Here is a 23,214-nt window from a genome sequence, read left to right on the forward strand (position 1 = left end):
AATTTATGTGACGAAAAAAGCCAATTTTTCTGAACTTATGCGTAGCATTTTTACCCGGCATGGCACAGTGTAGTAGATGGATAGAGCAGCTGTAGCTACTGTCCGATTTAACACAAACCATATAAGAACCATGCAAACTGCTAACGTCAATCTGCCTATCACTGTAACTGTGAGGCATGAACAAGTGACTGATTCCCTCCGCGACTATGCCCGTAAAAAAATCGAAGGGCTGCATCTTGATTATCCGAAGATCATTGAGGCGAAGGCGATCCTGGACGTTCAGAAAAATAGGCACATTGCAGAGATAATTTTATTTTGCACCAACCACATTACCATTGAGGCTCATACAGAAGGGCGTGATATGTATGTGGCTCTGGACGAAACGATTGAAAAAATCGCCAGACGGATGCGTAAGCATAAAACCCGTCTGCTGAAGAAGAGCCGTCCGCATAGAAATGATTCCATTCGCTACCTGGATGAGCGCTACTTCACTGAGGAAGCACTCGATCACCCGGAGGAGTCCGAGCATGATCCGGAGCCTTTCATCGTCCATTCTGACAAATTTGCCGTGAAGACGATGTACAAAGAGGATGCGATCATGGAGCTGGAGCTTACCGAGCGCCCATTTGTCCTTTATAAAAGCGCACGTCGTGATTGTCTGACGATCATCTACCGCCGGAAAGATGGCGAATATGCTGCGGTGGATGTCAATCCGTCCGCATGATCTCTTGATCCATTAAGTATGCGGTCTTAAGGGGGCGATCCAGTCGGATTGCCCCCTTTCTTGCATTATATGCCAGTGCGGCTATGATACTGTCTTGAATATTTTACTCACTGGTGCCAATGGATACATCGGTCTGCGCTTGCTGCCAGCACTCCTGGAAGAGGGGCATCGGGTCAAAGCACTGGTGAGAGACAAGGGGCGTTTTCCCTCACCACAGTTCGATGATTTCTTGAAGGACGGAAGGCTTGAGCTATTAGAGGGTGATATGCTCGTGCCCGGTAGTCTGCCCGAACTTCCGGACTCGATTGGAGCCGCTTATTATCTATTGCATTCCATGGGAGCGGGCACGGGTTTCCAGAAACGGGAGCAAATTTGCGCGGAAAATTTTGTCCAGTGGCTCTCCCGGGCCGACTGCCGGAGAATTATTTATCTAGGCGGTTTGGTGCCGGCTCAGAAGCTTTCCAGCCATCTGGAATCGCGGGAAAATGTGAACCGGATTTTGAGGAGTGGAGACGTGGACGTTACCACTTTACGCGCATCAATCATCGTAGGGTCGGGTTCCGCTTCCTTTGAAATTATCCGGGATTTGGTAGAGAAACTGCCGGTAATGGTTACTCCGCAATGGACGGGGACGAAGTGCCAGCCGATAGCCATCCGAAATGTCATCGGTTATCTGACTGGCTGTTTGGAGTGTGCCGACACCATTGGGCAGGAATTGGATATAGGAGGTCCTGAAGTTCTGACCTACCGGACCTTGCTGCATCAATATGCGGAAATGCGGGAGCTGAAGCGCCTTATCCTACCCGTTCCTTTTCTTACTCCGCGTCTCTCATCCCATTGGCTGCATCTGGTCACTCCGACGACTCTGGTTTTGGCAAAATCTCTGATCGAATCGCTCAGTAACGAGACGGTTTGCAGGGATCATAGTGTAACAACAATGATCCCGCAGGATTTGCTCACTTACCGGGAGGCGATTAAGACAGCATTTGCCAAAATCGCGCAGAACCGTGTGCCATCTTCGTGGATCAATTCGCTCTCGTCCGGCTCCTTGAACCCGGAATTTTTCCGCTCGATCAAGGTTCCGGAACACGGGGTGCTGAAGGACAGGCGGGAGATGCCTTTGGTTTCTGATCGGGAAGCTGTGATCCAAGCGGTATGGTCACTCGGCGGTAGGAATGGATGGCCATCGATGAACTGGGCATGGCGGGTCAGAGGGATAATGGATCTGTTCGCCGGAGGCATTGGAATGAGGCGGGGACGCAGCCATCCTGTCGAGCTCCGTCCCGGGGATGCCCTGGATTTCTGGCGGGTTTTGCTGGCGGATCAGGCTGCTGGGAATAATGGGCCGGCGCGGCTAATTCTTTTTGCCGAAATGAAGCTCCCGGGAGAAGCATGGCTCGAATTTGAGATTACCGGAAAATCATTGATACAGACTGCCACATTCCGTCCGAAGGGGCTGCTTGGACGTCTATATTGGTATATGGTCTTACCTTTTCATTTCCTGCTTTTTCCGAGAATGGCGAACCGCCTGGCATCCGGGCAGAAGGCGAAAAGCTAATAATTGTCACAATCCCGCATTCCCGTTAACCTCCCGGAACATGAAGGACGAGGAAAGCCTGATCCCCCCGCCGCCAAATCCTTACGCCCGCTTTTCGGGCTGGTTGGCGGTAGCTGGCATTGCTGCAATCATTGCGATCGCGCTCTCCGGAATGGGCAGAACCGCTAGGCCCGATCTAGCATTGTTTCTTCCGGGACTGATCGTGTTTACCTTGGCAGCGATTTTTGGAGTAGGAGTTTTATATGGATGGAGAGGGGTGGCAAAGCGCTTCAGCCATCAGCACATATTGGGATACTGGAAGATCACGGGTAAGGATTGGGAGACGCATCTCCGCCGTGAGAAGAGACGTCTATGGTATGGGGCGTGGATCATGGGTGCTGGCTTACCGACCGTTATTTTCGCCGCGATGTTCTATCTCGCTTATTCCGAGGGGAAAGTCGGCGAGGTTCTCCCTATAGCCCTCGCAGTTAGTGGGCTTTTCGCAGGGGTTTTCGTCGCGGTTGTTGCAATCCAATGGTTCTCCATCAGAGGAAGTATCGGACACGTCTGGCTCTCCAGATATGGAATCATGGTCAACAGAGTCGTATTTTTTATAGATGGTTTCGGGATCCAAACGTTATCCCGGGAGCTGAGAAAAAAAGATGGGAAAGCGATTCTATCGATCCGTTATCGTGTGCGTAGCAAGCGGACGGTTGTTAATAAGGAGCTACTGGTCCCGGTGCCCGAGGCGCAGATTGCTCTAGTGGAAAATACCTTGGAAGCATGGGACTCCAGATGAGACATTTTGTCGGAGGAACTGAGCTTGCGCCATTCTCTGCAGAATGATTGTTTACCTCATGCCAAAGCCCTACCCAACAATCATCCCCGGATTACGAAGCCCATATGATCAGGTGGGTGGTATTGTCTATTTTGGAAGAATGCTCGATAAGATTCGCCTGAATGCGGAAGGAAAACTTCCTGAGGAATGGGCGTCGATGTTAGGGACCGCACATACGGGTGGTTTTGATGGGCGCTGCTGCAGCTTTCTCCATATTTCCTACGAGGAAATCGTATCGGAGACGCTCAAGGGAGGGACAGATGAAGAACTCCTGACGTGGGCGTTTGAAAATGGACGCAAACCGACAGCTGAGGAAATCGAAATTTGGAATGCCTTCATGTCGAAACGTGGCTGGAAAGATGCGGCATCCGGTCGGTTGAAAGAAAGATTGAAAGAAATCGGGCTAGAGCCGGATACCGTCGATACGATGTTCGATTTCCTGGACCTGGATGAAGGACAGCGCTGAAGCCGGATTGCTGGTGCATGGAGCTATCGGAAAGGAATCGGCCTGGAAAACCGATTCCTCTGCGACAGAAAGATCGCTCGGCTGGATTCAGGGAACTTGATTGAAAAGTTCTTTGAGGATCTGGGGCGTTAGAACCTCCGGCGTGACGATTGGCTCTTCGCCGGGTCTCAGAAGAACATTAACCGGAATCGCAGAGCGGCCGAGCTCTTGGAGCTTCGCCTCAATCGCCGGATCGGGGCGGGTTTTGTCGCCCTTTAAGAAGACGATTTTCTTCTGTTTAGCGAGTTTCAGAACCTCTTCTGTGTAAGCGACCTTTTTGTTCACCTGGCATGTAAGGCACCACTGGGCGGTAAAATCGATGTAGACCGGGGTTCCTTCAGATAGAAGTTCTTGGGCTCTTGCTTCGGACCAGGGCTGCCAAAGCTTGTTCGGCTTCGGAGGCAGTGCCAGGAGGATCCCTGCGATGGAAAAAACTGCGGTTATGGCGAGCGCTATCCCGCGAGTGCGCTTGCTCTTATGGGGCAGGTTCCAGCGGCCGTAGGTCCACGCCGCAGCGGCGATCAAACTCAGACCGAGCAAAGGTGAAAGCAAATACTCCTGCCCAATCAGCCCTGAGTAGACCCAAAGCAAGTAGCCTGCTGTCGCAAAAAGTAGGAAGGACATTCCTTGTTTGAAAGATTCCATCCACGCGCCGGGGCGGGGGAGCATCTCGACAAGCGATGGGAAAAACGAAAGGACGAGATATGGAGTCGCTAGTCCGAGGGCCATCGCACCGAAAGCGGAGAAAAACTGGATAGCAGGCAAAGCAATCGCGGCACCGATCGCGGCACCTAGAAACGGTGCCGAGCAGGGCGTTGCCACAACTGTTGCCAATACACCGGAGAAGAATGAACCACTGTGACCGGATTTTGACTGCAGATTTCCACCCACCGAGGTTGCTGCGGTGCCGACTTCGAAAAGCCCGAACATGTTCAGCCCCAGAACAAACATCAATAGAGTAAGCACAAGAACTACCCATGGGTTCTGGAGCTGATATCCCCAGCCGATGGATTCTCCTCCATCACGTAAGGCTGCCGCACGGACTGCAAATAATATTCCGCTGATAACCGCGAAGGATGCCATGACCCCCAGCGCAAAGGTCAATCCATGCAAAGCAATGGAACGGCGATTTTCCCCGGCTTGTTGGACAAATCCCATGATCTTTAGTCCGATAACCGGGAAAACGCAGGGCATGAGATTCAAGATCAATCCTCCCAAGAACATCCCGCCAAGGATGGGTAGTAATTTTCCGATGGAGATGGCAACCGGTGCGTTGGGCGCGGGTTGCGCATCCGCATTGATGGTGGTTTCCGGGATGGCCAACGCTTTATCGGCGAACAATATTCCGGAAACCGTTTCTCCCTGAGGAATAGGGTTATCGAGGAAATCGATCTTTTTTCTGAGCAGGGTGATGATGGTAAACTCACCGGAGGTGCTAACTTCGCCGCCGTCTGATAGGGCCTTGATATATGGTTCGTTCGGAATGAACTCCGTAGGTTCCGGGTCGAGCTTTGTGAAACGTAGTTCGATGGCATCCTTAGTTTTCCCGGAGGTTTTAGCTGCATATTGGATGGATGGAGCCGGATCCGCGGGAATAGCACGTCGCGCAGTTTGGAAAAATTCCGTTTGTGCCGGATCGGCTTCCGGTTTCTCGCTCACTGGCAGAGTTATCGTGAATTCCGCCGATTCGTTGATGCAGGAGGTTTTACAGATTTGCCATGTCGCACTGGCAGTAAGAGTGAAATCGTCGCCAGGCCGTAAAGATGGAGGTGGTGTGATATCGATCAGGAAAACCGGCGAGCCGGAGTAGATGAAACTTTTCCCGCTAAAGCCCTCCTTGGCCTCGGGAGTCGGCCATTGGATGGGACCGGCCGTCGCACCTTCGGGCAATTTCCAGGTGATCGTCGGGGGAAGCTCGACGCCTCCGGAATTTTGATAATAGCTATGCCACTCCTCCGGATGTTCCAACTTCAAGGCAAGGGTGAAGCTCTCGTTGGGAGCGATCGCTGCGTTCTCGGATAACAGTGTGGCTACGGAAGAAACTTTCTGTCCGAGTGCGAATGAACAGAAAGCGAGAAAGATCAGAAGGAAGCGCATGGTTGTATCAGTTAATGGGAAGATCCGGATCCGAACGGGATGTGGTAATTAAGAGGCACCGAGCGTTGCTTTCATCCAAAAAAATAAGCCGTAAGGAAAGTTCCTTACGGCTTGGAAGATAAATTCTTCTTATTCAGGCCTAATAGCCACGGCGGTAGTTATCTTGGTCTTTGGAGTTTCCATAGAGGGCGCCGGCACCGGCACCAGCCGCACCGCCAAGAGCAGCACCTTCGAGAGCATTTCCAGATTGATGGCCGATGATACCGCCGGCAGCCGCACCGATAAGTCCACCTGTTACTGCGCCGCGCTGGGTCTCAGGACCTGTCGGTGCCGCACAGTTACTAAGAGCGATGGCTGAAATGCCGGAAACGATAATAAGAGATAGTTTTTTCATTGTCTGATTGGAGTTAAATATTGGTAAGCTGTGGTCGGAGTAATTCAAGAATTATTACGGTTTTTCGCTCCGCAGCTTTTTGAAAATTTCGCCCACTTTCATGGGACTTGGCGAGAATGGGATTTATTCAGCTAATTCTGAAAAAGTGAGCCGGAAGTGCTCTTTCAGTCTTCGATATTATGAATCAGCTTTTTGTTGATGAATTCCAGAATACCGAATCTTGAGAGCTCCCTGCCGTATCCTGAATTTTTGGTTCCTCCGAACGGTAGCCCAGCTTGCGAATTGGTAGGCTGGTTGATGAAGACCATTCCAGTGTCTATCTGTTCGGCTATTTTTCGGCCCCGGGATATATCCTTGGTATAGACCGATCCTCCCAGACCATAGGAGGAATTATTGGCCAAGGAAATTGCCTCCTCTTCACTTTCAACGACATATACCGTAGCTACCGGTCCGAATAGCTCCTGATCGAAGGTAGGGTTATCCTTTGATACGTTTGTGAGAATTGTGGGATTGAAGTAGGCACCTTTCCGTTCAGGCCTGTCGCCGCCGAGAATTGCTTTCGCTCCATAGTTCAAAGAGGAAGTGACTTGCTCCTGCAGTCTCACCGCTGCGTCTTCTGTTGAGAGTGGGCCTACATCGGTGGACTCATCGAGGGGATCGCCGATTTTCATCGCCGCCATACCACTCTTCAATCCTTCCAGGAACTCATCTGCGACGGATTTCATCACGATAAAACGCTTTGCCGCCACGCAGGATTGCCCAGTGTTTACCATTCTCCCTTTGATCGCCTTCTCTACCACATCTTCCATATCCGCATCCTCCAAGACGATGAAGGGGTCATTCCCACCTAGTTCCAAAACGGAGCGCTTAAGATTTTTTCCCGCTGCCGCAGCCACTGCAGCGCCGGCACGTTCGCTCCCGGTGAGGGAAACGCCCGCGATGGAGTCATTGGAAATGATTGAATTCACAAAATCCGATGGAATGAGGAGGTTTGTATAAACACCTTCCGGCAGACCCGCTTGTTTGAAAATCTTGGCGATCTCCTCGGCACATTGGGGCACATTTCCAGCATGCTTCACAAGGCAGGTGTTGCCAGCCATAATGTTGGGGGTCGCGAATCGGGTGACCTGATAAAAAGGGAAATTCCACGGCATCACGCCCATCAGAGCTCCGATCGGAGAGTGTTGGATATAGGCATGTGCATTTTCGACTTCCATGTATTCGTTGGCTAGAAATTCTTCCGCTCCGTTTGCATAGAACTCGGCAATCTCCGCGCAGAATATGATCTCCGCCCGGCTTTCGGAAATTCGTTTGCCCATTTCCAGAGTAATCAATTTGGCATATTTATCCGTGTTGGATCGCAATTCTTCGGCAAAGTTGAGAATACAGCTCCTTCGGTTTTCGAATGAAGTTTTGCGCCATTCTTGAAAGGCTTCGTGTGCTTTTGCTACAGCGCTGAGAGTTTCTTCCTTCGTGAGTGGTTGATAGGATTTCAGCTCTTCATTTGTGGAAGGGTTAATGCTTTTAATGGACATGGGAAAAATAGGTTTGGTGCTGCGAGTGGACAGCGGGCTTGAAAAATGCCCAGTTCCTAGAAGTCGTTGGAACTGGGCGCTCGGGAATGGAATATTGATTGGGGCTTTATGCCGTCTGGAGCTTGTGTTTGCCTTCTGCGAATTCCTCGATCGCCTTTGCGCAGAATGCGGGGATATCATCGGGATTCCGGCTGGTAACAAGTCCTTGATCACAGTGGCATTCTTCGTCCACCCAAGTGCCACCCGCATTTTCGATGTCGGTGCGGAGGCTCGGCCATGAGGTCAGGGTTCTGCCTCTGACTACGTCTGCTTCGATCAACGTCCATGGTCCGTGGCAAATGGCGGCAACAGGTTTGTGCTGTTCAAAAAAGTCGCGGACAAAAGAGACCGCGTCTTTTTCTGCTCTCAGGGCATCGGGGTTGTGCACACCTCCCGGAAGAACCAATCCATCGTAATCTTCAGCCTTGGCAGCAGAAATGGCTTTATCGACCTCGAATTGATCACCTTTCTCAAAATGGTTGAATCCTTGGATTTTGCCACTCTTCAACGAGATGATGTGAGTGGTAGCGCCTGCCTTTTCAAGAGCCTCCTTAGGTTTTACCAGTTCCACCTGTTCAAAGCCGTCTGTGGCAAGAATAGCGATTGTCTTATTGCTTAAATCTTGTGTTTTCATAACACAAGGTCTCATCGCTAAGACCGTGCCATCCGTAAATAAAGGGTTTGGTAGGGCTTTTCTTGGAAATTCCCTGCGTGTTGCATGGCACGCCATGCATATACCAAGACGGCCAAGCCGGAAGGATTACGCTGATACAGGAGCACAGCATCCCGCTGGCTCCTGGCAAGCCGCCTCTTCAGAGAGCTTTGGCGCAAGAGGGGAGAGACCGAGCTTTGACAATAGCACTTGGTCCTTCTCCACGGACGGGTTCTTTGCAGTAAGCAGCTTGTCCCCATAGAAAATGGAGTTTGCTCCAGCAAAGAAGCAGAGTGCCTGTGCTTCATCGGAAAGTCTGGTGCGTCCGGCCGAGAGACGGACCTTCGCTTTGGGAATGGCTATGCGTGCCAGTGCAATCATGCGAACTACATCGAAAGTGTCCACCTGTGGATTCTCCGCCAGCGGTGTGCCCGGCATCGGCATGAGAGAGTTGATAGGCACACTTTCCGGCTGGGGATCGAAATTTGAAATGATTTCCAACATCCGCAGCCTGTCAGTGATCGTTTCACCCAGGCCGAGAATACCTCCACAACAAACGGACATTCCCGCATCCTGCACATTCTGAATTGTGCGAAGGCGATCCTCGTAGGTATGTGAGGTGACGATATTGGGATAGTGCTCCGGAGAAGTATCGAGATTGTGATTGTAAGCGGTAACTCCAGCCTGCTTGAGCTGTTTAGCCTCTTCGGGACCTAGCTCTCCGAGTGTAACGCAGACTTCCATACCAAGCTTGGAAACATCCTGGATGATATCGAGAACCTGTTCGAAACGCTGTGTGCCGCCGCGGACTCCTCTCCATGCCGCACCCATACAGAAACGGGTCGAGCCGCTTTCCGCTGCCACCTTTGCCCGCTCCATGATATCGCACTTTGCCATTAGTCGCTCGGACTCAACACCGGATTTGTATCTTGAGGATTGGGCGCAATAGGAACAATCTTCCGAGCAACCACCCGTTTTGATGGAGAGCAGGGTGCAGAGCTGGACCTCTGGCTTGTCCCAGTTTTCCTCATGCACTTGGCGTGATTTTTGGATGAGCTCGAAAAATGGAAGGGAATGTAGGGCCTGGAGTTCTGAAAGATTCATGATGCGTAGGTGACGAAAACGATTGAAAAATGATAAGCAGGAAGCGGTCCGAAAAAAGGACGAGTGCAGGTTTTAGAAGTTGGGTGGGAGCATTTACCGGGTCCATCCGCCGTATCCGATGGGCATCTTCCCATGGCCTACCTCCGTATAAACGGTTTTTCCTTTCGCACCCTCAAGTGAGGTTCCCAAATGCTTTTTCCAGACTCCCGACATGGAAGAACCGGTGTGGCAGCCCCAGGATTTGCAGTAAGCATTTCGGCTGAAAATGGAGGATTTCAAACGAGGTAGATCGCGTTCGTGAAGCCATGCGGTAGAGGCTGCCATGATGTCCGCACTATAATCGAAGAGAAACGCATACTTATTGGAATGGCCAAAGTAGTCGAAAGTTTCGACGGAACCACGCGGTCTTGAGTTGATTTTGGAAATGAAATCGCCAGTGGAATTGAACCAAATGAGGGTGGCGCTCCGTTTGGATGCTTGCTCGGCAATCCATGTGGTATAAGGCTTGCCATCCTCACGGCCGCGGGCTTCGTATGATGGCTTGTAAACCAGCCATACCAATGCCGCATCCTTTCCGTAGGCGAGGCGTAGCTCCGCCATGCGTAAAGTCGATGCCCGGACGAAGTTGGCCCACCAGCGATCGTGCTGATCATCCGGGACCCTGTAATTCTCCCATGCTCTGAGTGCCGGCCCGCCGCAGACGATGACGTGCTCCGCTTGTGCAGCCTGAGTGAACAAAGCGATGGCTAGAATGAGAATTTTGAGTGCGCGTGGCATGGCTCGAGTAAAGTCTGTGGGAGTAGGCGGGTCAATCGGGAAGAGCTATCCGAATCTGAGAAAGTGACGGGAGCGCTCTGTAGGTCTTCTACGTAAAGTTCGTAAAATTAGCGGTTTGGATCAAATCTCAGGATTCTTTCCCCTTCGCGATAGTAGTTGAGCCGATCTCTGGCCTGCAGCTCCAGATAAGAAGTATCTTCCCTCAATGCATGCAGCTGAACCTGCTTGTATTCCTTTATCGCGAGAGTGGCTTCTTCCCGCTCACGGACGCTGCGCAACTTCGTTTGAAGTTTTTCATACTCCTTTTTCTGAGGCACAGCATTTGCCGCGATCAGGAGACCAAAGGCAATTGCCGCACAAATGCAGAAAATGCGGTTCAATCCCTGCACGAAGCGGGTAGCTCTTTCCACTCTTGCAAGTCTCTGGGCGGTGAATTTCTTTTTAGCCATTTCCTGGATTTCATCTAAAGGGAAGGACTGCTGGAATGTCAAGTTTGGTGAAGCACCTAGCCCCTCAATCCTAGGCTTAGGGATTGCATGCCGGAGATTCAGCATCTACGTTTCGCAGCCCGGCGCGGCCGGATTATAGAAAAAATGAAATTACCTCATGTGGCGATTGTCGGGGCGACGGGTGCCGTCGGCGTTGAAATGCTTCTTTGCCTGGAGCAACGGAATTTTCAGTTGGGCGAGCTGACTTTGCTGGCCTCTGCTCGTTCGGCGGGTAAGAAGATGAAGTTCCGCGGTGAGGAGATCGTGGTTAAAGAACTTACGCACGATGCATTCGAAGGGATTGATATCGCGTTATTCAGTGCTGGCGGAGGAATTTCATTGGAATTTGCTCCTTCGGCGGCTGCGGCAGGTGCGGTAGTCATCGATAATTCATCGGCGTTCCGGATGGAGGAAGGTGTCCCTCTTGTGGTTCCGGAGATCAACCCGGAGGCGGCAAAAGATCGTCCAAAGGGCATTATCGCCAACCCAAATTGCACAACGATCATTTCGTTGATGGCACTTGCACCATTGCACGAGAAATTTGTTCTGAAATCCGTGATTGCTTCTAGTTACCAAGCTGTCTCTGGCTCGGGAGCGCAGGGTATTATCGAGTTAGAGGAGCAAGTGAAAGCAATCGCCACCGGACAAGAGTTCACGCCGCGGGTCTATCCCCGGCAAATTGCCTTCAATGTGATTCCACAGGTTGATTCATTCACCGACAACGGATATACCAAGGAAGAGATGAAGATGGCCAACGAGGGGCGCAAAATCCTCGGTCACGATACATTGAAAGTTTCCTGCACCTGTGTCCGGGTTCCCGTATATCGTTCCCACTCGGTTTCAATAACCGCCCAGTTCGAGCAAGAGCCGGAATTGGATAAAGCCAGAGCGGCATATGACGGGAAAGCGGGAGTGCATGTCGTGGACGATCCGTCCCAGATGATTTTCCCGGTTCCATTGGATACCACTGGAAAGGACGATTGCCTTGTTGGCCGGATCCGCAAAAGCCTCGTGCTCGACAATGCCCTGGATATCTGGGTGGTCGGTGATCAGGTCCGCAAGGGCGCTGCGCTGAATGCTGTCCAGATCGCAGAAATTCTCTGATTTCGCAATCCCACTACATGAAATCGAGCTTGGATGATTATTTGAAAAAGGCTGTATCCCAGGTGGATGCCGCGATGGATGGTTTTCTACCTTTGAAGGAAGAGCGCCCGGGCTCGATTCACGAGGCGATGCGTTATTGCGTTTTTGCCGGAGGAAAACGTTTGCGTCCGATATTGAGTCTGGCCGCTGCCGAGGCCTGCGGTGGTAAGAGAAAGCACGCACTTCCCGCAGCTTGTGCAGTGGAGCTAATGCACACCTACTCATTGGTCCACGATGATTTGCCAAGTATGGATAACGACGACCTGAGGCGTGGACGTCCCACCTGCCACAAGGTCTATGGTGAAGGAATGGCGGTCCTATGTGGGGACGCATTGCTGACCGAGGCCTTTATCGTGCTTTGCCATGCGAAAAGTCGAAAACGCTACAGCGTGGGAGATATGGTCGTCGAGCTATCGCTGACCGGAGGTAGCCGCAAGCTTATAGGTGGCCAGGTTCTCGATTTGGAAGGTGAGGGGAAAAAACTTTCGAAAGATGATCTCGTCCGGATTCACGAAGCAAAAACCGCAGCTCTCCTGACGGCATCGTTACGTCTAGGTGCGATGAGCGCGAACGCGAAGCCGAGGCAGCTCGCCGCTTTGACGAAATTCGGCCATGCTCTCGGCTTGGCTTTCCAGATTGTCGACGACATTCTGGATGTCACGCAGACTACGGAGAACTTAGGAAAAACCGCAGGCAAGGATCAGATTGTGGAAAAATCCACCTATCCCTCAGTTTTGGGATTGGATGAATCGAGAAAAGAAGCCGCACGCCTTACCGCGGAAGCAATGGGTGCCCTAGATATCTTCGGAGAGGAAGCCGATCCTTTGAGGAAGATTGCCGGGTGGATGCTTGAGCGTGAGTATTAAATGGTCCCGAATCAGCCTAGGCTGCTTTTCATAGAAGTTGATTGATAATCAGCTTGGGATAGGGCTAATTCCGCATATCAAAAAACGTTCTTTCAGTTTCATGTTGGCGAAGCGGTATCTCAATCCGCGCCGTGCCGTCTTGTCCTCGTTTACGCTCATTTCACTTATAGGAGTGATGCTTGGCGTCCTGGTGTTGATCGTCGTGATGGCTGTCTACGCAGGACTTGAGAGAGATGTGAAAGGGAGGCTCCTCGGATTCACTCCTCATATCCTTGTGAGATCCGCGGAACTCAATTTCCCGCAGGAAGATTCCATTGAGGAAACCCAGACCGAGCCAAGTTGGCGGAAATTAGCGGAGGAAGCGACCCGGATCCAAGGTGTCGCGGCTGCCACAGCGTTTGTGGCCGATAATGTGATATTGGATGTAGGATCATTACAAAGACCGGTATCCTTCCGCGGCATCGATACCAGCGATCCTTCTCAGATCAAGGGAATCGCCGATATGTTGGATCTGAAAAACTACCCGGGATCCACTGCCGATCTGGGGCTTGACGATCGAGCAGTGATTTCTTCGCTTGTTGCGGAACAATTCCACCTCCGCATCGGAGACACGATGAGGCTCTATTCCACCCGGAATTTTGAAGGGGTAATGAACGCCTATAAAGCCACTGAAAAACCCGTGGTCCGGGAGGCTTTTCCGGACATGTGGAAGCTCGCCACGGATCTATTTTCCGCCGAGTGGGTTAAACAGGACGGGTTAGAGCAGGTCTCTGTGGAACCATTCAAGGAGCTGTATGATTCACTGCTAGGGATTTACGATGAGGATATTCGTCAGCCGGAACGAGACTTGGTGGAAAATCTTCTGAGAGCAATGGAGGCGGGCGAGCGTGAGGATGGCGACGAGGTCTTCCGGTTTTCAGCCGAGAACAAGACCATTCTTAATGAAGCATATCGAGCACTTGGTGAGACAGATGCCGAGAAAATGGATGGAGAGATACTCAAAGGCCTGAAGAGCCTGGTGCTACCAAAGGAGGCGACCGTTGTCGGCATCTACTCGGCTTCACAGATGGCGGTGACTCCGGAACTATTTGTTCCATTGCCTCTGGCTCAGGATTTGGCAGGGCTTGGCGACCAAGTCCAGGGAGTCGCTCTGAGATTGGATAATGCGTATGCTTCCGAAGAAGTGGCTGCCGCTGGTAGAAAGGTTCTTGGTCCGGCGCGCCATCTCGAAACATGGGGGGATCAATACCAGGCATTTTTCGCGCTGATCAATCAACAGCGTGTCATGATGTATTTTGCGCTATCATTCATCGTCCTTGTCTCTGCATTTTCCATGATGGCAGTCATGTTTACCGTGACGATCCAGAAACGCCGCGAGATAGGGGTGATGAAAGCTCTCGGCGCAGCCCCGGGGCAGATTGTCAGGGTTTTCCTTTATCAGGGAATGATTCTTGGCGTGCTTGGCTCCGCCTTGGGAGTTGGTCTTGGCCGCTTGGTCATCCATTTCAGAGGGCTGGTTCAAGAGGCGATGCGAACCATGGGGTTCGATCCTTTTTCGGAAGCTCTCACCGGGTTCGGGGTTCTCCCCGCCTACAATGATCCTACGGAGCAAGCAATGATTGCGGTCATAGCATTTGTCCTGTGCTCGTTGGCTGCGATGGTTCCCGCTTTCTTCGCTGCGCGTAGCGATGCTGCAAAATCCTTGAGAAATCTCTAAGTCATGGAGATCTGGTTAATACAAAATGGAAAGAAGCGCGGCCCTTACCCTGATTATGATATCCGCTCCCGGATAGCCCATCGGGAACTGGATCCAGAAACGATCGCATGGCACGAGGGCCTGGCAGAATGGACGGAAATCGGGAAGATGGATCTCTTCCGCAAGGAATTTCCGGAGAAGGAATCCGTTGCCACTCCGCCCGAATTACCTCGCAAATATCTTGAGCGGGCGGAATCTGCCGAAACGGTCTCTCCGAGCGCGACTGAACTTCCCAAACCGCGTAAATATCTCATCAGAAGGTTTTGGGCCAGGTGGTTGGACCTGACCTTTTATACGACAATCTGGTGGCTATTGATGTATCTGGCAGGCAAGGACATCGGCCTGGCGTTGCTAAACCCATGGTTGCAACTATCCCTCTATATCCCTTGGTTTGCGCTGGAAGCCTGGATGCTGCAGCGCAATGCGACAACCTTGGGAAAATGGCTGATGGGACTTCGTGTGATCAATGAAGATGGTTCAAAGCTTCATCTCAAGAACTCGGTTTGGCGATCCGTTCGCGTAATGGTCACCGGGATCGGTTTCGGATGGGGACTACTTTCATTGCTGTGCCAAGCGATGAGCTGGTTCACCACCCGCCGTATCGGTAAGCCCATTTGGGACTATCTGGGCGCTCACAAGGTGGTGGCTTCAGAACTGAATGCTCTCAAAATCATCGTCATGGTTTTTTTGTTTTTTGTCTGCGCGCAGCTTCAGCTAGCCGTCAAAGGGCCGCACCTGCAAAAAATGATGCTGGAGAAAAATCCCGAATATAAGGAATTTTTTGAGCAGGCAAACCTGCGATATTTTCCAATCAATAAAAAATAAGGCCAGCAATCCGAAGATTGCTGGCTGAAGATTTGTCGGAAAACTATGTTTGTTTATCCAAACTAGTTACGGCGCTCTTCCTCCTCCAGGAAAAGCTCTGAAAGTCGGAAGCATCGCCGCGCCAGCTCTCGAGCGTCGTTGTCTGCAATCAATGCCACGCCTTCCTCGCTAACTTCCGCCAGGAAAATTTTCCAAGCCTTATGGGCGACTTTTTCAGGATCCAAACGACGGCGCTGTTTTTGCTGCGGCCGCTGTTGGTTTTGGTTCTGATTTTGATGGGGATGCTGCGCCTGGTTCGGGTTTGAAGAGGCATTCCCGCCCTTGGAACGACGGTCCTCCCGCTGCTCATCCTGCTCCTTGCTATCGTTTTCGGGAGAAAGGTTGATCACTTCCTCGCTAATTTCCGCCTTGTCGGAACTTTCATGATCAACTGAAGGCTTATCCTCCTTTTGAGAGGATTTACCTTTTCCGCCACGTCGGCGGCGATTTCGCTTCGGTTCTGAGCTAGCTGACTTGGAATCCTCTTCATCCGTGGGAGTGGCCTCATCAGCCGGATCCGTCTGTTCAGTCTGGGTCTCCACAGGCGCAGCTTCTTTTTGTGATGAAGCGGACGTGGATTTGGAAGTGGTCTTGCTTTTCGGGCTTTTAGCCTCCTCTTTCGGCAAAGAATCGGAGGATCCGTCAGCTGATGAAGGATCATCGGAGGTAGACTCGCTTTTCGTTTTACGCGGTCTTTTGATTGAGATGCGCCTTACCTTGGGTTCGGGCGAAGCTTCGGAAATCGGTTCTTCGTTTCCGGAAATGGATTCGTCTGACATGTGTGTGCAAAGGAAAGCGGACGGAGGTCAAACGTCCAGAGAATTTAAGTGGTTTGAGGGGAAGGCTGGGATGTTTGATCTACCAGTTCTTGATATCGTCCTGGCTATATTTGTTTCCACCGGTTTTCCCATCGGCACCATATGAATGGAGATCGAAGTCTGGATTATGGCTACCGGGGGCCTTGTATTGGTATTCTTTTCCCCAGGGATCGACGATCTTTGCGCTCGCTTCGCTACCAATGATCCAGCCTTGGCGGTTGTTTGGATCCAGCTCCGCAAGATAAATTTTATCCGTATTCGGCGTCTTTTTCCCGTCCAGATATAGTTCTTTATAGAGAATATTTGTATTTCCGTTTTCGATGGTCGGAGCTGTAGGAGCCGGGGGATATTCCCCATTATCCAATTTGTATTCCTCGATCGCTTTTTCGAGGAGTGAGAGCTGGATTCTGGACTGCTCCATCGCTTGTTTCCCGGAAACATATTTGAATCCGCCCAGAGATAGGCCAGCCAGGATAACAACGATCGTGATCGTCACGAGCATCTCGATCAAAGTGAAGCCGGCGCGTGCCCGGACTGAGAATTGTGTCTTCATGGGTTTGTTTTGGATAGAATTGATAATTAATATGATGTGTGTAAGCACATTGTAAAGTTTCAAAAGCAAAAAGGAGGCCCGGTCACACCGAGCCCCCCTTGAAATTAAGAATTATTGTTCACTCATCGTAGAGATCATCTTGATCAGTGGCAGGAAGAGCGCGAAGACGACCGCACCAACTACAAGAGCTAGAATAACGATCATAATTGGCTCGAGAATCGAAGTTAGCGCCGTCACAGCATTATCAACTTCGTCATCGTAGACATCGGCAACCTTCAGAAGCATTTCAGGAAGCTGACCGGTCTCTTCACCCACATCAACCATCGAGATAACCATGCTGGGGAAAACTCCGCTGGATGAAAGTGGAGTCACAATGGATTCACCTTCTTTAACCGCCTCGTGGACCTTGGAGATCGCTTGGGAAATCACGACATTTCCAGCTGTATCCCGGGTGATGTTGAGAGCTTGGAGAATTGGAACACCGGATGTTACCAGAGTTCCGAGAGTCCGGGCAAAACGCGACACCGCGGATTTACGCTGGATGTCGCCGAAGATAGGCATGTGGAGCTTCATCTTATCGATAAACTCACGTCCTCCTTTGGTTCTTCCGATTGCATTGAATCCCGCATACAAGCCACCGAAGGCGATGAATATCCAAACCACGTTGGGGAGAATCAGCGGACGGCTAAGGCAGAATTCCGAAAATCCGAAGACGATCTGGGAAATCAATGGGAGATCGGAATCCGTTTCAGTGAACATTTCCTTGAATTTCGGCACGATGAAAACCATCAGGAAGATAAGGATGGCCACCGCGATGAACATAACGATGGCGGGATAGACCATTGCCGAAACAATCTTGTTTTTCAGTTTCTGGGCTTTTTCCTGATATTCGGCCAGACGGTTGAGGACGATTTCAAGGACACCGCCGAGTTCGCCAGCCTTCACCATGTTCACATATAGTTTGTTGAACATTTTAGGATGCTGAGCGAGCGATTCCGAAAAGGTTGAACCGCCTTGAACGGAATCTGCGAGGGAACTGATGGTCGCCTTCAGAGCCGGGTTGGGCTCTTGTTTGCCGAGAACAGTCAACGAGCGGAGCAGAGGAAGTCCCGAATCGATCAGGGTCGCAAGCTGCCTCGTGAAAACCATGAGAATCTTCGGTTTGACCGTGGTTTTCGCTTTGCCGATGGTGATGTTCATCGACTTGCCCTTGCCTTTGGGCTTACCTTTTTTCGCTCCCTTTTTGCCACCAGGTGCCGGCTTGCCTTTGCCCTCCTCTGCGATATGCGTAGGGTAAAGGCCTTGAGCGCGGAGTTTTTGAACTGCTTCGGCTTCTGTAGCTGCGGTTAGGACACCGTCAGTTTGTTCGCCTTTTGCATCGAGGGCAGAATAGTTGAAATTGGCCATGGGTATTTTTTATTGAGAAGATATGTTTAAAGAAAAGATGATCGCCGTGGATTTGGCGATGGAAAAATCGACCGAAATCGATGGAATTCGGTCGATATTCCCCAAAGCGAAATAGGGTTCGTGGTTACCAGTCCTAGGTATATTTGAGCACTTCTTCGATGGTGGTTTTTCCGAGATAGATATTCCGGAGACCATCTTCGCGCAGTGTATTCATACCCAGCTCGATGGCTTTCTGTTTAAGCACCACACTTGGAGCCCGATTGGTGATAAGCTCACGGATCGGCTCCGAAACATTCAGAAGCTCGTAAAGTCCCGCACGACCGCGGTATCCGGATTGACCGCAAACTTCACAACCAGCCCCCGTAAAGAACTGTTTGTCACCGAGTTCGTGAGGTGAAACGCCAAGCTGCGCTAAAATACTCTCGGTTGGCTCGTATGGGGTTTTGCAGTCTTTACAAATTGTCCGGACAAGCCGCTGGGCTAGAATGCCTTCCAAGGATGCTGCGACGAGGAAAGGCTCGCAACCCATGTCGATAAGACGCGTCACGGCTCCGGGAGCATCGTTGGTATGCAGGGTGGATAAAACCAAGTGACCGGTGAGAGCTGCCTGGATCGCGATGGTCGCAGTATCTTTGTCCCGCATTTCCCCGATCATGATCCGATCCGGATCCTGACGGAGGAAGGCACGGAGCACACGTGGGAAATCCAATCCGATACTTTCCTGGATCGGGATTTGGATAATGCCGTCAATGTCATATTCTACCGGGTCCTCAGCTGTAAGAAGCTTGGCATCAATGGTGTTGATCCGGCGAAGACCCGCATAGAGCGTTGTGGTCTTGCCCGCACCAGTTGGTCCGGTCACGATGAAAATACCATTGGGCTTCTCGATCGTTTCACCAATATACTCATAGATGTTTTCAGGTAGCCCCAGATTCTCAAGCGAGAGATTGACCGAGGAGCGATCGAGAACCCGCAGCACGACGGATTCGCCATGGTGGGTCGGCAGGGTGGATACCCGCATATCGACCTGTTTCTCGCCGATTTGTTTTACGATACGACCGTCCTGTGGAATCCGGCGCTCGGCGATGTTCATGTTCGCCATCACCTTTACGCGGGAGAGAATTGGGAGAGCCAGGTGAACCGGTGGCGGAGCCATCTCATAGAGTGCTCCATCGACCCGGTAACGGATCTTGAAATCTTTTTCAAAAGGCTCGAAGTGGATGTCCGAAGCTTTCTCCTTGATTGCTTGATACAACACGAGGTCGACATACCGAACGATCGGGGCGGAGTTTGCCTCTGCCTCCGGGTTGGCCGAATCGAAATCCTCAAGCCCTGCGTCCAGTTGGCCGAGAATGTCCTCCATTGCGCGGCCTTCGCCGCCATAGCATTCGTTAATTTTTGCTTCAACAAGGTAATCGGGAGCTACCACGACAACGATTTCCCGCCCAAGCGCGAAACGGAGGTCCTCGACAGTCTGGGGGTTGAGCGGATCAACCAGCGCGACGTGGAGTCCCAAATCATCGAAGTTGACGGGAAGAGCGCCGTGGAGGCGTGCTGTGCCAGCGGGAAGGAGGTTTAGCAGAGCTTCTGGCGGAGCCCAGTTTTTTAGATCCACAAGGGTGGCTCCAAGTTCGGAGGCTACCACAGGCCATACATCGTCTCGACTTTGGACGACTTGGAAATCGGCTAGTAGCTCAGGAACAGTCTTACCACTGTTATCTACTTCGGAAATAATTTCTTCGGCGAGCGAGGCGTCTATCAGGCCACGGGATTGGAAAAGGTCTAGGAGTTGGCGGTTGTCCATCTGGAAATTGGGATTTAGGAATTTTTTAAAGTGCGTTGAATGGGCGTGTATCAATCAGCATCGCCCATGGTGGCGTGGACTACTTCAGATCCCGATGTGAGGCCTGAAAGAACTTTCCGGATGCCGTCTTCACGGAGTGTGCGCATACCAAGCTCCCGGGCACGTTTGCGGAGCTGACCGGTGGAGAGCTCGGCATTGACCATTGAGCGGACTTCGTCATCGATATTAAAGAGCTCGAAGATGCCCATCCGGCCGCGGAAGCCGTTGCCGCGGCATTTTTCGCAACCTACGGGACCGAAAATAGAGGCTTCGGTCACTCGCGAGGGATCTAGATGAAGTGCGCGCATTTCCTTATCAGTGAGTTCGGCAGGAGCCTTACAAACAGGGCAAAGTTTCCGCACCAGGCGCTGGGCGAGAATTGACCGGACCGCTGAAGCGATGAGGAACGGTTTCACTCCGATATCCGCGAGACGTGCGACCGCTGAAGGGGCATCGTTGGTGTGGAGTGTGGAGAAAACCAAGTGACCGGTAAGCGATGCGTTGATCGCGATGTTGGCAGTCTCGGCATCCCGGATTTCTCCGATCATGATGATGTTGGGTGCCTGGCGGAGCATCGCCCGCAGTGCCGCGCCGAAGCTCATGCCGATATCGGCCTTGACCATGACCTGGTTGATGCCGGGAAGCTCATACTCCACCGGGTCTTCCACGGTGATGATTTTTTTATCCGGTTTGTTGATTACATTGAGACAGGCATAAAGAGTCGTCGTTTTTCCGGAGCCGGTAGGACCAGTGACTAGAATAATTCCATCCGGGAGTCCGAGCAATTGCTCAAACTGCGCCTGGTCATCCGAGAAAAAGCCAAGCTCCGGTAAACCAAGGAGGAGGGCTGTTTTATCGAGAATACGCATGACGATGGATTCACCATGATTGGAAGGCACCGATGAAACCCGTAGATCGATCTCCTTGTCGCCCATTTTGAGCTGGATACGACCGTCCTGAGGTAGCCGTTTCTCAGCGATGGACATGCTGCCGCTCATAACCTTGAGTCGGGCGATAATCGCTGGAAGCAGTTTCTTCGGATGAGTATCCACGTGAACCAGCTTGCCATCCATCCGGTAGCGAATGCGCACGGAAGTCTCAAGGGGCTCGATATGGATATCCGAAGCGCGGAGACGGAACGCTTCCGTAAGAGTCTGCTGCACGAGACGGATGATTGGTGCGTCGCCAGTTTCCGCGCCTGCTTCTGTATCGCCGGTGGAAACCTGGAAAGAATCGACTGGGGCAACGGTGGAATGCTCGTCGGAGCTGTAGTATTCGTTCAGGAAATTATTGATGTCTGAAACGGTTGCGCAGACGAGATTCAGCTCCCGCCCGATAACGTGGGGAAGACTATCGAGAACTTCAAAATCTAGCGGATCGGCTACGGCTACGGACAAATAGGTGCCGTCATCCATGAGCGGAATCGCGCGATATCTGCGGGCAATATCTTCGGAGATAGTTTGTATAACCGCAGGTTCGATATTCAGGCCGTCCATATCATAGTATGGGATGCTTGCATTGGCGGCAAGCGTCTCGGCAACCTGAACTTCGGTAAGCTCCGTATTATTGATCAGGGATTGGACAATGGTCTCGCTACCTCTGAGAGAAGCACGTGATTGTTGGACTTGCTCCTCGGTAACTAGGCCTGCTTCGGCAAGGAGTTCTGCTAGATAATCTTCGTTTGAAAACACTGGGAATTATTCTTGAGAGGTGAATATGGGTTTGGTGTCGCGGTGCTTCACCTGTTGGTAGGCTCTGAAGATGGTCAAGCCATGACGTGGTGTCAATCAGCCACATCGGGAAAAATCGCCCGGTCTTTCATCGGGGCGAAAGAAAGTTAGATTTTTTCCCGAATGACTTGTCGGAGAACCATGAAATGGTCTGCGGCACCGAGAATAGGTTCGCAGACATATTCCGTATTGCAGCGGATGAAGGTTGCCAAGGATACTGGCATTTCGCTTGTGAGCCATGGCTTGGACCACTGAATCAAATCGGTAAAATTAACGTCAGCGGTGATGTCCTGTTTACCCGGGTGCTGATAAACCGAATTTCCTTCAAAAATCTGATGGTGGAAATATGCCCGTAAGCTGCCTCCCGGGCGCCGGTAATAGAGATCTTTCGCAAGATTGCCGTAATCGATGGTGAGCATTTCACCTGTCTGCCATCCGGGTAACCATGATTTCAGCCATAGGCGGTAGGAGTCATGAATCTCCACCCGCTGGCTGGTTTGGAACAATTGGTCGAATATAGATGATGGCGGGAGCTCCGCGGAGCGGCACAAATACTCTTCTGGGACTCCTGTGGCTGAAGAGTGATTCAAGCAAACTTCCGCCCAGGAATCACTGGTTTTCTCGAAGAGTTTAACGGGGAAAGCATCGACGAGTTCGTTCGAATAGATCACGGCGCGACCCTTGCAGGCGGAAAGAGCCTCTTGAATTGTGCGATGATAGTTTGCCTTGTTCCTTAGTCCTGCCTTTTGCCGGACCGCCAGGGTTTGTGAGGAGTCCACCAAGTGAAGTTTGGTGCGGAAACGTATGTGCATTGGCAGATGCTGCAAAACCTGTCCGGCGAGAGTTCCCATACCGGGGCCGATTTCGATGAGATTATTGGTCCTGTGCGCTCTAAAAGCCTGCCTCGCCCAAGCTGCAATAGCTTTCGCGGGAGCTTCCGACAGTTGGGGCGCTGTGGTGAAGTCCCCTCTGGACCCAATGCCACGGATATTTTGTGAGTAATATCCTTGCTCGGGATCATGCAAGCAGCGGGTCATGAACTGCTCGAAAGTTTCCTGCCGTGGAATAGGAGTCATGAATCAACAAATGATCTTCCGCTGTAAAACAAAACAACCGCGGCCGGTGAAGGCTCGCGGTTGTGGGGAAACTTATTGTGTGGAAGCTTACTTAGCTTCGGCAGTGCGTGCCTTACGGATGAAGCTATTCACTGTCTCGGAAGGTTTGGCACCTACGGAAAGCCACTTGTCAGCTTTTTCCAGATCGATCTGATAGTTGGTGCCTTCGAGCATTGGATCGTATGTGCCAATTTGCTCGATGTAACGACCGTCGCGGCGCTTGCGACTGTCTACGGCAACGATTTTGTAGTATGGACGATCTTTTGTGCCCTTGCGGTTGAGACGGAGAGAAACTGACATGATTTGGCGTGTTACGAGTTGCCCCTATTCGGGCGGGCGCGGAGATTGGTTGAAAAGTTGCAGGAGGACAAGCGAAATTTTGCCAGCTCTACGAGTTTTTTTATAAATGATAGTGGGAGGAGAGAGAAA

At 51.5% G+C, this 23,214-nt stretch carries 22 protein-coding genes; 8 read left to right on the forward strand and 14 right to left on the reverse strand.

The window, feature by feature from the left end; genetic code table 11:
* Nucleotides 1-130 precede the first annotated feature (130 nt).
* The 4 genes from hpf (at nucleotide 131) to ACFSSA_RS09535 (ending at nucleotide 3,565) form a co-directional block, all read left to right on the forward strand.
* On the forward strand, nucleotides 131-724 hold the full coding sequence (hpf, locus tag ACFSSA_RS09520) for a ribosome hibernation-promoting factor, HPF/YfiA family (RefSeq protein WP_386820208.1): 594 nt from the start codon (nucleotides 131-133) through the stop codon (nucleotides 722-724).
* A gap of 94 nt (nucleotides 725-818) precedes the next feature.
* On the forward strand, nucleotides 819-2,282 hold the full coding sequence (locus tag ACFSSA_RS09525; protein WP_386820209.1) for an SDR family oxidoreductase: 1,464 nt from the start codon (nucleotides 819-821) through the stop codon (nucleotides 2,280-2,282).
* A 40-nt stretch (nucleotides 2,283-2,322) separates the two neighbouring features.
* Nucleotides 2,323-3,060, forward strand: a complete 738-nt coding sequence (locus ACFSSA_RS09530) for a hypothetical protein (protein ID WP_386820210.1) — start codon at nucleotides 2,323-2,325, stop codon at nucleotides 3,058-3,060.
* Nucleotides 3,061-3,103: 43 nt separating this feature from the next.
* Entirely contained in the window at nucleotides 3,104-3,565 is a 462-nt protein-coding gene (locus ACFSSA_RS09535; RefSeq protein WP_386820211.1) for a DUF5069 domain-containing protein, read from the forward strand.
* An 87-nt stretch (nucleotides 3,566-3,652) separates the two neighbouring features.
* Here the strand turns inward: ACFSSA_RS09535 and ACFSSA_RS09540 are convergent, their stop codons facing one another.
* From ACFSSA_RS09540 to ACFSSA_RS09570, 7 genes are all read right to left on the reverse strand, one after another.
* Entirely contained in the window at nucleotides 3,653-5,701 is a 2,049-nt protein-coding gene (locus tag ACFSSA_RS09540; protein WP_386820212.1) for a protein-disulfide reductase DsbD family protein, read from the reverse strand.
* Nucleotides 5,702-5,840: 139 nt separating this feature from the next.
* Nucleotides 5,841-6,095 carry a glycine zipper domain-containing protein gene (locus ACFSSA_RS09545; RefSeq protein WP_386820213.1) on the reverse strand — a complete coding sequence of 85 codons (255 nt, stop codon included), beginning with the start codon at nucleotides 6,093-6,095 and terminating at the stop codon, nucleotides 5,841-5,843.
* A gap of 164 nt (nucleotides 6,096-6,259) precedes the next feature.
* Nucleotides 6,260-7,630 (reverse strand): NAD-dependent succinate-semialdehyde dehydrogenase, encoded by a 1,371-nt coding sequence (locus ACFSSA_RS09550; protein ID WP_386820214.1) that lies wholly within the window; start codon nucleotides 7,628-7,630, stop codon nucleotides 6,260-6,262.
* Nucleotides 7,631-7,736: 106 nt separating this feature from the next.
* A complete protein-coding gene (locus ACFSSA_RS09555) occupies nucleotides 7,737-8,303 on the reverse strand; it encodes a type 1 glutamine amidotransferase domain-containing protein (protein ID WP_386820215.1) in 567 nt (188 codons plus the stop codon).
* 126 nt (nucleotides 8,304-8,429) lie between these two features.
* Nucleotides 8,430-9,425 carry a biotin synthase BioB gene (bioB, locus tag ACFSSA_RS09560; RefSeq protein ID WP_386820216.1) on the reverse strand — a complete coding sequence of 332 codons (996 nt, stop codon included), beginning with the start codon at nucleotides 9,423-9,425 and terminating at the stop codon, nucleotides 8,430-8,432.
* A gap of 93 nt (nucleotides 9,426-9,518) precedes the next feature.
* Nucleotides 9,519-10,202: a hypothetical protein gene (locus tag ACFSSA_RS09565; RefSeq protein WP_386820217.1), complete on the reverse strand. Its 684-nt coding sequence runs from the start codon at nucleotides 10,200-10,202 to the stop codon at nucleotides 9,519-9,521.
* 107 nt (nucleotides 10,203-10,309) lie between these two features.
* On the reverse strand, nucleotides 10,310-10,651 hold the full coding sequence (locus tag ACFSSA_RS09570; protein WP_386820218.1) for a hypothetical protein: 342 nt from the start codon (nucleotides 10,649-10,651) through the stop codon (nucleotides 10,310-10,312).
* 144 nt (nucleotides 10,652-10,795) lie between these two features.
* On the opposite strand from ACFSSA_RS09570, the gene ACFSSA_RS09575 reads away from it, so the two are divergent.
* The 4 genes from ACFSSA_RS09575 to ACFSSA_RS09590 all read left to right on the forward strand — a co-directional run bounded on the left by ACFSSA_RS09575 (nucleotide 10,796) and on the right by ACFSSA_RS09590 (nucleotide 15,280).
* Nucleotides 10,796-11,794 carry an aspartate-semialdehyde dehydrogenase gene (locus ACFSSA_RS09575; RefSeq protein WP_386820219.1) on the forward strand — a complete coding sequence of 333 codons (999 nt, stop codon included), beginning with the start codon at nucleotides 10,796-10,798 and terminating at the stop codon, nucleotides 11,792-11,794.
* 17 nt (nucleotides 11,795-11,811) lie between these two features.
* The gene (locus tag ACFSSA_RS09580; RefSeq protein WP_386820220.1) at nucleotides 11,812-12,699 is read left to right on the forward strand and encodes a polyprenyl synthetase family protein; all 888 of its coding nucleotides are present in this window, start codon (nucleotides 11,812-11,814) and stop codon (nucleotides 12,697-12,699) included.
* A 100-nt stretch (nucleotides 12,700-12,799) separates the two neighbouring features.
* Nucleotides 12,800-14,416 carry an ABC transporter permease gene (locus ACFSSA_RS09585; RefSeq protein WP_386820221.1) on the forward strand — a complete coding sequence of 539 codons (1,617 nt, stop codon included), beginning with the start codon at nucleotides 12,800-12,802 and terminating at the stop codon, nucleotides 14,414-14,416.
* A 3-nt stretch (nucleotides 14,417-14,419) separates the two neighbouring features.
* The gene (locus tag ACFSSA_RS09590) at nucleotides 14,420-15,280 is read left to right on the forward strand and encodes an RDD family protein (protein ID WP_386820222.1); all 861 of its coding nucleotides are present in this window, start codon (nucleotides 14,420-14,422) and stop codon (nucleotides 15,278-15,280) included.
* Between the two features lie 62 nt (nucleotides 15,281-15,342).
* Here the strand turns inward: ACFSSA_RS09590 and ACFSSA_RS09595 are convergent, their stop codons facing one another.
* From ACFSSA_RS09595 to rpsP, 7 genes are all read right to left on the reverse strand, one after another.
* Nucleotides 15,343-16,098, reverse strand: coding sequence for a hypothetical protein (locus ACFSSA_RS09595; protein WP_386820223.1), 756 nt, complete (start codon nucleotides 16,096-16,098; stop codon nucleotides 15,343-15,345).
* A gap of 79 nt (nucleotides 16,099-16,177) precedes the next feature.
* Nucleotides 16,178-16,690, reverse strand: coding sequence for a type II secretion system protein GspG (locus tag ACFSSA_RS09600; protein WP_386820224.1), 513 nt, complete (start codon nucleotides 16,688-16,690; stop codon nucleotides 16,178-16,180).
* A 111-nt stretch (nucleotides 16,691-16,801) separates the two neighbouring features.
* Nucleotides 16,802-18,097: a type II secretion system F family protein gene (locus tag ACFSSA_RS09605; protein ID WP_386820225.1), complete on the reverse strand. Its 1,296-nt coding sequence runs from the start codon at nucleotides 18,095-18,097 to the stop codon at nucleotides 16,802-16,804.
* A gap of 133 nt (nucleotides 18,098-18,230) precedes the next feature.
* Nucleotides 18,231-19,901, reverse strand: coding sequence for a GspE/PulE family protein (locus ACFSSA_RS09610; RefSeq protein WP_386820226.1), 1,671 nt, complete (start codon nucleotides 19,899-19,901; stop codon nucleotides 18,231-18,233).
* Between the two features lie 50 nt (nucleotides 19,902-19,951).
* The gene (locus ACFSSA_RS09615) at nucleotides 19,952-21,631 is read right to left on the reverse strand and encodes a GspE/PulE family protein (RefSeq protein WP_386820227.1); all 1,680 of its coding nucleotides are present in this window, start codon (nucleotides 21,629-21,631) and stop codon (nucleotides 19,952-19,954) included.
* A gap of 146 nt (nucleotides 21,632-21,777) precedes the next feature.
* A complete protein-coding gene (locus ACFSSA_RS09620) occupies nucleotides 21,778-22,746 on the reverse strand; it encodes an SAM-dependent methyltransferase (protein WP_386820228.1) in 969 nt (322 codons plus the stop codon).
* Nucleotides 22,747-22,833: 87 nt separating this feature from the next.
* Nucleotides 22,834-23,085 carry a 30S ribosomal protein S16 gene (gene rpsP / locus ACFSSA_RS09625; protein ID WP_386820229.1) on the reverse strand — a complete coding sequence of 84 codons (252 nt, stop codon included), beginning with the start codon at nucleotides 23,083-23,085 and terminating at the stop codon, nucleotides 22,834-22,836.
* Between the last annotated feature and the right edge of the window lie 129 nt (nucleotides 23,086-23,214).

Origin of the sequence: Luteolibacter algae, assembly GCF_042683045.1 — a bacterium.
GTDB lineage: Bacteria > Verrucomicrobiota > Verrucomicrobiia > Verrucomicrobiales > Akkermansiaceae > Luteolibacter > Luteolibacter algae.

Coding starts and splice junctions, on each gene's coding strand:
- ACFSSA_RS09565 (WP_386820217.1), bottom strand. CDS start 10,202: ATGCCACGCGCACTCAAAATTCTCATTCTAGCCATCGCTTTGTTCACT.
- ACFSSA_RS09590 (WP_386820222.1), top strand. CDS start 14,420: ATGGAGATCTGGTTAATACAAAATGGAAAGAAGCGCGGCCCTTACCCT.
- rpsP (WP_386820229.1), bottom strand. CDS start 23,085: ATGTCAGTTTCTCTCCGTCTCAACCGCAAGGGCACAAAAGATCGTCCA.
- ACFSSA_RS09620 (WP_386820228.1), bottom strand. CDS start 22,746: ATGACTCCTATTCCACGGCAGGAAACTTTCGAGCAGTTCATGACCCGC.
- ACFSSA_RS09595 (WP_386820223.1), bottom strand. CDS start 16,098: ATGTCAGACGAATCCATTTCCGGAAACGAAGAACCGATTTCCGAAGCT.
- ACFSSA_RS09600 (WP_386820224.1), bottom strand. CDS start 16,690: ATGAAGACACAATTCTCAGTCCGGGCACGCGCCGGCTTCACTTTGATC.
- ACFSSA_RS09545 (WP_386820213.1), bottom strand. CDS start 6,095: ATGAAAAAACTATCTCTTATTATCGTTTCCGGCATTTCAGCCATCGCT.
- ACFSSA_RS09535 (WP_386820211.1), top strand. CDS start 3,104: ATGATTGTTTACCTCATGCCAAAGCCCTACCCAACAATCATCCCCGGA.
- ACFSSA_RS09550 (WP_386820214.1), bottom strand. CDS start 7,630: ATGTCCATTAAAAGCATTAACCCTTCCACAAATGAAGAGCTGAAATCC.
- ACFSSA_RS09575 (WP_386820219.1), top strand. CDS start 10,796: ATGAAATTACCTCATGTGGCGATTGTCGGGGCGACGGGTGCCGTCGGC.
- ACFSSA_RS09585 (WP_386820221.1), top strand. CDS start 12,800: ATGTTGGCGAAGCGGTATCTCAATCCGCGCCGTGCCGTCTTGTCCTCG.
- ACFSSA_RS09530 (WP_386820210.1), top strand. CDS start 2,323: ATGAAGGACGAGGAAAGCCTGATCCCCCCGCCGCCAAATCCTTACGCC.
- ACFSSA_RS09570 (WP_386820218.1), bottom strand. CDS start 10,651: ATGGCTAAAAAGAAATTCACCGCCCAGAGACTTGCAAGAGTGGAAAGA.
- bioB (WP_386820216.1), bottom strand. CDS start 9,425: ATGAATCTTTCAGAACTCCAGGCCCTACATTCCCTTCCATTTTTCGAG.
- ACFSSA_RS09605 (WP_386820225.1), bottom strand. CDS start 18,097: ATGGCCAATTTCAACTATTCTGCCCTCGATGCAAAAGGCGAACAAACT.
- ACFSSA_RS09610 (WP_386820226.1), bottom strand. CDS start 19,901: ATGGACAACCGCCAACTCCTAGACCTTTTCCAATCCCGTGGCCTGATA.
- hpf (WP_386820208.1), top strand. CDS start 131: ATGCAAACTGCTAACGTCAATCTGCCTATCACTGTAACTGTGAGGCAT.
- ACFSSA_RS09580 (WP_386820220.1), top strand. CDS start 11,812: ATGAAATCGAGCTTGGATGATTATTTGAAAAAGGCTGTATCCCAGGTG.
- ACFSSA_RS09555 (WP_386820215.1), bottom strand. CDS start 8,303: ATGAAAACACAAGATTTAAGCAATAAGACAATCGCTATTCTTGCCACA.
- ACFSSA_RS09540 (WP_386820212.1), bottom strand. CDS start 5,701: ATGCGCTTCCTTCTGATCTTTCTCGCTTTCTGTTCATTCGCACTCGGA.